This window comes from Flavobacterium sp. (assembly GCF_044338735.1).
Lineage (GTDB): Bacteria > Bacteroidota > Bacteroidia > Flavobacteriales > Flavobacteriaceae > Flavobacterium.
Map to the genome: position 1 here is coordinate 21,582 of NZ_JBIIWV010000008.1, position 6,131 is coordinate 27,712.

The window sequence follows — 6,131 nt, forward strand, 5'->3', positions numbered from 1 at the left end:
GTCAAAATTAGCAGAGATTACTTTCTCGGAAGAAATGGATTTTATTTTTGAAAAATGGAATCAAAAGGAAGTTGATAAATTTGGGCTTTTAGTTCAAAATTGTCTTCAATCAATTTCAGAAAATCCTAAAATTGCGAAAAGGGAATCTGAAAATCAATTATATTCTTTTGTCATTTCAAAACAAACAACTATTTATTTCAAAATTTCAGAAATAGATTTCAGAGTTGATTTGATCCTTTTTTGGAATAATAAGAAAAACCCAATTTTACTTGATAGATATCTTATCTTTTAAAATTAAAATTCTTATTACTTTTACCAAATGAAATTATCAGTAATCATACTCAATTATAATGTACGCTATTTTTTAGAGCAATGCATTCTAAGTGTTCAAAAAGCATTGGAAGGTATTGATGGAGAAATCATTGTGATTGATAATGCTTCATCAGATGACAGTTGCGAAATGATGAAGGCCAAATTTCCAAATATCAAACTTATTGAAAATGCTTCAAATTTTGGTTTTCCAAAAGGAAATAATATCGGAGTTGCTCAAGCTAAAGGCGAATATATTTGCATCTTAAATCCTGATACCGTTGTTACAGAAGATACTTTTGCGAAAATTTTAAATTCCAAATCCCAAATTCCAAATTCCCAACTCGGAATTATTGGTTGTAAATTAATCGACGGTACAGGTAATTTTCTTCCTGAAAGTAAACGCGGCGTTCCATCGCCTTGGGTGGCATTTACAAAAATCTTTGGGTTGTATAAAATTTCAAATTACTTTGGAAAATATTATGCACAACACTTATCCGAAAATCAATCTGGAAATGTTGATATTTTGGTTGGGGCATTTATGATGATGAAACGAGAATTGTATCATGAAGTTGGTGGTTTTGATGAAAATTGCTTTATGTATTCAGATGATATCGATTTGAGTTATTTGGTACTAAAAACAGGTAAATTTAATTATTATTTTCACGATACTTCGGTAATTCACTATAAAGGAGAAAGCACCGTTCGAGATGAAACGTATATGAAACGTTTTCAAGAAGCAATGCAATTTTTCTATAATAAACATTTTAAAAAATCTTTGTTTTTTGATGTAATGATGCAAGTTGGGAGTTTCGTTTTTAGTCTTTTTAAAAAGAATCAGCAAAAGAACAAACAGCGAACTATTGATGAATATGTTGTGTTTTCAAAAGCTGAATTAGATTTAAAATTATCAAAAAAAATAACTTATTTATCTGATTTAAATCAATTTAAGAACCAAAGTAAAAAAAATATTGAAATAATATTTGACATCACTGCTTTCAGCTTTACCGAAATTATTACTTTTATGCAGTCAAATAGAAGTCAGAACTTGAGTTTTAAGAATTATATTTCAAGTTCAAATTATCTAATAGGTAGTAATAATTCTAATGATAGAGGTCAAATAATTTTGTTGTAAAAATTGTCAATTTCTATGAAAATAGAATGAAAAATTAGTATTTTTGCAAACCAAACAAAGAATAACAACTTTAGTTTAAAGATATGGCAAAGTTTGAATTGAAATTACCTAAAATGGGTGAAAGCGTTGCAGAAGCAACTGTGACCAACTGGTTAAAAAAAGTTGGAGATAAAATTGAAATGGATGAAGCTGTACTTGAAATTGCTACTGACAAAGTAGACAGTGAAGTGCCTTCAGAAGTTGCAGGAACACTTGTTGAAATTTTATTCAAAACAGATGACTTAGTTCAGGTAGGACAAACTTTAGCTATTATCGAAACTGATGGTGGAAGCCCCCTAACCCCCGAAGGGGGGACTGCAGCAGTTGAAGAAAAGCAGCCTGCTCAACAAATTGAAAATCAAGTAAGCCAAATTATAGATACCGTTAGTCAAGCTTCCCCTTTGGGGACTGAGGGGCTTAAATTCTTTTCGCCTTTAGTAAAAAACATTGCCAAAGAAGAAGGAATTTCGTTAACTGAATTAGAATCTATTTCAGGTTCAGGTAAAGATGGTCGCGTCAATAAAGAAGATTTATTAAAATATATAGAAAGTCGCAAGTCGCAAGTCGCAAGTTCAAATGTTAATACACAAAAAACGCAACAGATTGTTGCTCAAACTCCCCCTTCGGGGGCTGGGGGGCTTCCTATTTCAGTAAACGGTGGTGATGAGATTGTAGAAATGGACAGAATGCGTAAGTTGATTTCGGGTTACATGGTAGCTTCGATACAAACTTCGGCTCACGTGCAGTCGTTTATTGAAGTGGACGTGACGAATATTGTAAAATGGAGAGATAGAGTTAAAAATACTTTCGAAAAGAGAGAAGGTGAGAAGTTGACTTTTACTCCAATTTTCATGGAAGCGGTTGCAAAAGCATTGAAAGATTTCCCAGGAATGAATATTTCGGTTGATGGTGATTTTATTATTAAACGTAAAAACATCAATTTAGGAATGGCTGCAGCGTTACCAAACGGAAATTTAATTGTTCCTGTAATTAAAAATGCAGACCAATTGAATTTAGTGGGAATGGCAAAAGCGGTTAATGATCTAGGAAATCGTGCAAAAGCAGGAAAATTAAAACCAGACGATACACAAGGCGGAACATATACAGTAACAAATGTAGGAACTTTTGGTTCTGTTTTTGGCACACCAATTATCAATCAACCTCAAGTAGGTATTTTAGCTTTAGGTGCTATCAGAAAAGTACCAGCGGTTATTGAAACTCCTGAAGGTGATTTTATTGGAATACGTCAAAAAATGTTCTTATCGCATTCCTATGATCATCGAGTGGTTGATGGCGCTCTAGGCGGAAGTTTTGTAAAACGTGTTGCCGAATACTTAGAAGCTTTTGACCCGAATAGAGAAGTTTAATTTTACACAAATTTACATAAGTGAACCCGATAGTTTTAAAAGCTGTCGGGTTTTTCTATCTTTGTAAGATATAAAATAACTATGGAATTAAAATTAACACGTCCTATCTGCTTTTTTGATCTTGAAACAACAGGAATTGATGTCGCAAAGGATCGAATTGTAGAAATATCAATTTTTAAAGTATTTCCAAACGGAACAACAGAAAGTAAAACGTGGTTGGTAAATCCTACGATTCCAATTCCACCTCAATCTACCGCTGTACATGGCATTTCTGACGAAAAAGTAGCTAATGAGCCAACTTTTGCTACTTTAGCTTTTCAAGTGCATAACATGATTAAAGATTCGGATTTAGCTGGATTTAATTCGGATCGATTTGATATTCCGCTATTAGCTGAAGAATTATTACGTGCTGAAGTTGATTTCGATATGAAAAATAGAGTTTCTGTTGATGTTCAAACCATTTTTCATAAAATGGAAGAGCGAACTTTGAGTGCAGCCTATAAATTTTATTGCGGACATACTCTTGAAAACGCGCACAGTGCAGAGGCGGATACTATGGCTACTTATGAAATTTTGAAGGCACAATTAGATCGATACGAAAATTTGGAAAATGATATGAAATCGTTATCTGAATTTACAACTCGTAAAAAATCAGTTGATTTCGCAGGATTCATCGCATTAAATAACGAAGGAAAAGAAATTTTTACTTTTGGAAAACACAAAGGAGCTTTAGTAGATGATGTTTTTGATAAGGAGCCGGGATATTTTGGCTGGATCCAAAACGCTGATTTTCCGCTCTATACTAAAAAAGTTTTGACCGCTATCAAATTAAGAAAGTTAAATACAAAATAGTGACTTCGAGAACCTCAGTCACCATTTGGCTCAAGTATTCGAAGTTTCGAGTTGGCTGAGGCTCTCGTAGCGAACTAAAAACAGAGATAAATTAGACATATATGAAAATCATTTGCATCGGAAGAAATTATGCTGATCATATTTCAGAATTACAAAACGAACGCCCATCTGAGCCGGTTATTTTTTTAAAGCCTGATACCGCTGTTTTACCAAAAAAAACACCGTTTGTAATTCCGGCATTTAGTAACGATGTACATCATGAAGTTGAGGTATTGGTTAAAATATGTAAAGTTGGAAAGTATATAGATTCTAAATTTGCTCATAAATATTATGATGAAATAGGTTTAGGAATCGATTTTACAGCAAGAGATGTTCAAGCCCAACTCAAAGAAAAAGGATTACCGTGGGAAAAAGCAAAAGCATTTGACCATTCAGCGGTAATTGGTGCCTTTTTACCGAAAAAAGAATTTTCTTCTATGGAAAATATTAACTTTGAGTTGAAATCAAATGGTCAATCGGTACAAGTTGGAAATACCGAGTTGATGTTATGGAATATAGATGCTTTAGTAGCTTATGTGTCTCAATTTTTCACCTTAAAAAAAGGTGATATTATTTTTACGGGAACACCAAAAGGGGTTGCAAAAGTATCAGAAGGTGATGTTTTAGAAGGGTTTATAGAGCATAAATCACTCTTTAAAATTCAAATTAAGTAATATGGCTTTACAGTATAATCTTGCAAAAGTGTATGAAATTTCGGAGAATGATACCGATTTTGCATTGCAAATAGTGTCTTTGTTTTTAGAGGAAGTTCCAGCAGAAATGAAATCAATTAAAACCGCTATTGAAGATAAAGATTATACCCGAACCTATGCTGCATGTCATAAAATAAAACCAACGCTTGATTTATTAGGAATGGATATTTCTTATGAAGAAAATATCCAAATTATGACTTGGACAAAAACAGAAGGAAAACGTAAAGAAATTAAGGAAGTTTATAAATCATTAAAGGATCGAATTGATTTAGCAATCAAGGAAATTAAAAAAGATTTTAAACTGTAAATTCCAAAAAAAGATAAATAAATGAAGGCAGCAATTGTTACTATTGGTGATGAAATTCTTATTGGACAAATTGTAGATACTAATTCGGCTTACATTGCTAAAGCATTGGACAAAATAGGAATTGCAACGCAAGAAATGTTGTCTATTTCAGATGATAAACAACATATTTTAAATACATTTCAAAATCTACAAAATAAGGTCGAAGTAGTTATAATTACTGGCGGATTAGGACCTACAAAAGACGATATTACAAAGAAAACATTTTGCGATTATTTTGAAGATGCTTTAATTGAAAATGAAGCTGTTTTAACGCATGTAAAAAGTATTATTGAAGGAATTTATAAACGTCCAATTACCCAAATGAATCGTGATCAAGCATTAATTCCTTCAACTGCAAAAGTGTTGTTTAATAAAATGGGAACAGCTCCTGGAATGTGGATGGAGAAAGAAAATACCGTTTTTATTTCGTTGCCAGGTGTGCCTTATGAAATGAAATATTTGATTGATAATGAGGTAATTACTAATTTAGTTCAAAAATTTAAACGCCCCTACATTATCCATCAAACCATCATGACGTATGGAACGGGTGAAAGTTTAATTGCTGAACAAATTGAAGAATGGGAAGATAAGTTACCCGATTTCATCAAATTAGCTTATTTGCCAAGTCCAGGAAAAGTTAGATTACGTTTAACAGCAAGGGGAGATGATAAGGAATTGCTTCAAGCAGCAATAGCTCAACAAGTTCAAACGCTTGATTTATTAATTCATGACATAATTGTGGGTTATAATGAAGACGAAACGATAGAAGTGATGCTTGGACGTTCGATGACCGAAAAAGGATTTACGTTAGCTACTGCCGAAAGTTGTACAGGAGGGAAGATAGCGGCTGTTTTAACGGCTGTTTCTGGGGCTTCAAATTATTTTAAAGGAAGTGTGGTAAGTTATGCAACACAAACCAAAATAGATGTTTTAGGGGTTTCAAAAAAAACAATTGACAAATATAGCGTTGTTAGCGCTCAAGTGGCAACAGAAATGGCATTAGGAATTCAAAAATTAGCGCAAGTAGATTATGCCATTGCAACAACTGGAAATGCGGGTCCAGCGAAAGGAGATTCAGCTTCAGATTTAGGTATAGTATTCATTGCAGTTGCTACTCCTGCGGGTGTTTTTGTTGAAGAATTTAATTTTGGTCAACCTCGTGAAAAGGTAATAGATAGGGCTGTTGGTAAATCATTGGAACTTGTTTATAAAGAAATTTTAAAAAAATAATAAAAGATAGTTGTGTATATGAAATCGATTTTGTTTCTTTGCACCCTGATTTTAGATAACGAAATAAAGCTGAATAATAATGTCAAGAGTTTGTGAACTTA

7 protein-coding genes are annotated in these 6,131 nt (G+C 32.9%); all 7 read left to right on the forward strand.

Annotated features, from left to right (window positions below):
* The first annotated feature begins 34 nt into the window (after positions 1 to 34).
* The 7 genes from ACIQZC_RS01300 to ACIQZC_RS01330 all read left to right on the forward strand — a co-directional run bounded on the left by ACIQZC_RS01300 (position 35) and on the right by ACIQZC_RS01330 (position 6,030).
* Positions 35 to 292, forward strand: a complete 258-nt coding sequence (locus tag ACIQZC_RS01300) for a hypothetical protein (protein WP_396137431.1) — start codon at positions 35 to 37, stop codon at positions 290 to 292.
* A 27-nt stretch (positions 293 to 319) separates the two neighbouring features.
* On the forward strand, positions 320 to 1,444 hold the full coding sequence (locus tag ACIQZC_RS01305; protein WP_396137432.1) for a glycosyltransferase family 2 protein: 1,125 nt from the start codon (positions 320 to 322) through the stop codon (positions 1,442 to 1,444).
* 83 nt (positions 1,445 to 1,527) lie between these two features.
* On the forward strand, positions 1,528 to 2,850 hold the full coding sequence (locus tag ACIQZC_RS01310; protein WP_396137433.1) for a dihydrolipoamide acetyltransferase family protein: 1,323 nt from the start codon (positions 1,528 to 1,530) through the stop codon (positions 2,848 to 2,850).
* An 81-nt stretch (positions 2,851 to 2,931) separates the two neighbouring features.
* Positions 2,932 to 3,702, forward strand: a complete 771-nt coding sequence (locus tag ACIQZC_RS01315) for an exonuclease domain-containing protein (protein ID WP_396137434.1) — start codon at positions 2,932 to 2,934, stop codon at positions 3,700 to 3,702.
* Positions 3,703 to 3,803: 101 nt separating this feature from the next.
* On the forward strand, positions 3,804 to 4,415 hold the full coding sequence (locus ACIQZC_RS01320) for a fumarylacetoacetate hydrolase family protein (RefSeq protein ID WP_396137435.1): 612 nt from the start codon (positions 3,804 to 3,806) through the stop codon (positions 4,413 to 4,415).
* Between the two features lies 1 nt (position 4,416).
* Positions 4,417 to 4,761: an Hpt domain-containing protein gene (locus ACIQZC_RS01325; protein WP_396137436.1), complete on the forward strand. Its 345-nt coding sequence runs from the start codon at positions 4,417 to 4,419 to the stop codon at positions 4,759 to 4,761.
* A gap of 21 nt (positions 4,762 to 4,782) precedes the next feature.
* Positions 4,783 to 6,030, forward strand: a complete 1,248-nt coding sequence (locus ACIQZC_RS01330; protein ID WP_396137437.1) for a CinA family nicotinamide mononucleotide deamidase-related protein — start codon at positions 4,783 to 4,785, stop codon at positions 6,028 to 6,030.
* Positions 6,031 to 6,131: the final 101 nt, after the last annotated feature.

What these genes read in the sequence shown, in the direction of transcription:
- ACIQZC_RS01300 (WP_396137431.1), top strand. Translation starts at nt 35, where the DNA reads ATGGATTTTATTTTTGAAAAATGGAATCAAAAGGAAGTTGATAAATTT.
- ACIQZC_RS01310 (WP_396137433.1), top strand. Translation starts at nt 1,528, where the DNA reads ATGGCAAAGTTTGAATTGAAATTACCTAAAATGGGTGAAAGCGTTGCA.
- ACIQZC_RS01330 (WP_396137437.1), top strand. Translation starts at nt 4,783, where the DNA reads ATGAAGGCAGCAATTGTTACTATTGGTGATGAAATTCTTATTGGACAA.
- ACIQZC_RS01315 (WP_396137434.1), top strand. Translation starts at nt 2,932, where the DNA reads ATGGAATTAAAATTAACACGTCCTATCTGCTTTTTTGATCTTGAAACA.
- ACIQZC_RS01305 (WP_396137432.1), top strand. Translation starts at nt 320, where the DNA reads ATGAAATTATCAGTAATCATACTCAATTATAATGTACGCTATTTTTTA.
- ACIQZC_RS01320 (WP_396137435.1), top strand. Translation starts at nt 3,804, where the DNA reads ATGAAAATCATTTGCATCGGAAGAAATTATGCTGATCATATTTCAGAA.
- ACIQZC_RS01325 (WP_396137436.1), top strand. Translation starts at nt 4,417, where the DNA reads ATGGCTTTACAGTATAATCTTGCAAAAGTGTATGAAATTTCGGAGAAT.